Genomic DNA, 2,513 nt, shown 5'->3' on the forward strand with positions numbered 1-2,513 from the left:
CCCCGGCCACCCACCAAGCTCCCTACCCTGCCGTCAAAACTGACCAGTGTTCCGACCGTGCCGAAGATGACGGCGGCGGCAATTTCGGGCGCATTGCCCGCTATGGGTTGCTGGATGACTTCGTAAAGTCCACGGAGAAGCAAGAGGTATCCGGTATCCCGGTGCGTGCATGGCTGACCTTCTTCAAGATTTTCAGCGACAACGCCCGCAACCTCGATACGGTTGTGACCTCCATCGAAAGCGCCTTGCGCCGCTATCGTGACATTGGAGAGAGTGAGAAGGCCGCGCTGGTGGAGTCCTTCGAGCGGATTGTGGCGATCCTCAAGGGCGAGCACGACTGACCGCCCCGGCTTCTATTCTCGGCCCGGCATTGCCGGGCTTTTTTACGTCTGTTCCGCTTTTCATGTTTTACGATTAGTCGTAAAATCGCACTTACGCAAACGCGGAAAGGATGAAAACATGATCGTCGGACTTTTGAACCAGAAAGGCGGGGTCGGCAAGACCACCCTCAGCGTGAACCTGGCGGCCAGCCTGGCACGCACCGGGGCGCGGGTGCTGCTGATCGACGCCGATCCCCAGGGCAGTGCCTTGGATTGGGCGGCAGCTCGTGAGGGGGAACCTCTGTTCTCTGTGGTCGGCCTGCCCCGGCCGACCGTCCACAAGGAAATCGGCCAGATCGGCCACGGCTACGACCACATCATCATCGACGGCCCCCCGCGAGTAACCGACCTTGCCCGGTCGGCCATCATGGCCGCCGATGTCGTGCTTATCCCGGTGCAGCCGTCGCCCTACGACATTTGGGCGGCCGATGAGGTAGTGAAGCTGATTGAGGAAGCCAGGGTATATAAAGAAAACCTGAAATCTGCCTTTGTGGTAAATCGTAAAATCGCAAATACGGCGATTGGCCGAGATGTAGGGGAAGCCTTGGCTGCCTACCCGGTGCCGGCGCTGGTGGCCAGCATCACCCAGCGAGTGGTTTTCGCAGAAGCAGCGGCCCAGGGCCGGGCGGTACATGAGATTGACGGGCAGGGGCCGGCAGCGGCCGAAATCGAGGCCATGAGGGCCGAGCTGATGGAGTTCGCACGATGAGCACAAAGAAGGTTTCGATTGGCACCAAGCCCACTAGCAAGCCCGCGCCGGCCGCCGCTGATGCATGGGTGGAGAGCCGTAGCAGTGGTGACGCGCCGGAAGCTATGAAACGTCTCACTATCGACGTGCCCGAGAGCTTGCACCGCGCCATCAAGGCGCAATGCGCGATGCGCGGAACAAAGATCGCAGACGAAGTGCGCGAGCTTCTTTTGCAGAAATACGGAAATCATTAAAAGCGGTTATACGCTTTTACGGAAGGAGCGCCATGAGCAACAGCAAAGCCGAGAAGGAAGGCAAGGCAATAAGCCTCACGCACCAGGAGAACAAGCTACTGGATGCCGCGACCGACATTTTCAGCAACCCGCCAGACCTGGCGGAAGACATGGCGTTTACTCATGCCATCTTCTGCCAAGTCGGATTGCCGCGCTCCAAGGTCGACGGCCGCGAGTTCATGCGCCAGTCCGGTGCAGCTTGGGTGAATGTCCAAGCCGGATACCTCGACGAAGGGAAGGGGCCGGTGCAACAGCCTATCCCCTACGGTGCGTTGCCGCGCCTCGCCTTAGCTCATGTTTCGACCTATGCCGTTCGTAATAAGGCTAAGGAGATCCCCATCGGGGACAGCGCCGCACAGTTTTTAGATCTGATGGGTATGGGCGACGACGGCCGGCGCTACGCGAGCTTGCGAAAGCAGATGCACGCGCTGGCCGCCTGCCGCTTGCAGATCGGCTACAAGGGCCGGACGTTCAACGGCCAAGCCGTCGAGCAGTTCGATGCATGGTTGGCCAACAAGGACACTGGCCAGCGTGCTTTGTGGCCTGGATTGATGGTGTTGTCAGAGCACTTCTACAGCTCACTGATTGACAGCGCGGTGCCGTTGGACAAACGCGCGCTGCACGCCTTGAAGGGGTCTGCATTGGCCCTGGACGTGTACGCCTGGCTTGCACACAGGCTGCACCGCATCGAGGGCCGGGGCGTCACGCTGCACTGGAAGTCCTTGCGAGAGCAGTTCGCCCAGGAATACACCGGCAAGGATGCCGACAAGAACTTCAAAGATGCTTTCGTGCCCCAGTTGAGGAAGGTTCTGGCGGTCTATCCTCAAGCCAAGGTGAAGCAGGTCACAGGCGGTTTGTTGCTGCTGGGTTCGCCGCCACCGATCCCCTTCAAGCCTTGAAAATCCTAGCTTGTCGTGAAATCGCCCCCCCCTACGCGCGAGGAAGAAGACGGGCGCATAACTATTGACCGTCAATAGTTCGCACACAGGTGGCCAGCGGCCGGTTTTGGTCGTCGGAAGTACATCGAGGACGTGGACAAGCCTGTGAGTTGACCAACTTATCCACGTGAAATTGCCCCCCCGTACCTCGTGAAATCGCCCCCCCCTTGGGGCGTTTCCCTCGTGAAATCGCCCCCCCTTGGATCGTGAAATC

3 protein-coding genes and 1 pseudogene are annotated in these 2,513 nt (G+C 59.6%); all 4 read left to right on the forward strand.

Annotated features, from left to right (window positions below; all coding sequences use genetic code 11):
- Nucleotides 1–341, forward strand: a pseudogene (locus tag H149_RS23700) (hypothetical protein); the annotation flags it as partial.
- 118 nt (nt 342–459) lie between these two features.
- Nucleotides 460–1,089, forward strand: a complete 630-nt coding sequence (parA, locus tag H149_RS0119080) for a ParA family partition ATPase (RefSeq protein WP_020651362.1) — start codon at nt 460–462, stop codon at nt 1,087–1,089.
- Nucleotides 1,086–1,322 (forward strand): plasmid partition protein ParG, encoded by a 237-nt coding sequence (locus H149_RS22965; RefSeq protein ID WP_083931147.1) that lies wholly within the window; start codon nt 1,086–1,088, stop codon nt 1,320–1,322. Before parA ends, H149_RS22965 begins: the two co-directional genes overlap by 4 nt.
- Nucleotides 1,323–1,354: 32 nt before the next feature.
- Nucleotides 1,355–2,260 (forward strand): replication protein RepA, encoded by a 906-nt coding sequence (locus H149_RS0119085; protein ID WP_020651363.1) that lies wholly within the window; start codon nt 1,355–1,357, stop codon nt 2,258–2,260.
- Nucleotides 2,261–2,513: the final 253 nt, after the last annotated feature.

It is taken from the genome of Solimonas variicoloris DSM 15731 (assembly GCF_000382285.1).
GTDB lineage: Bacteria > Pseudomonadota > Gammaproteobacteria > Nevskiales > Nevskiaceae > Solimonas > Solimonas variicoloris.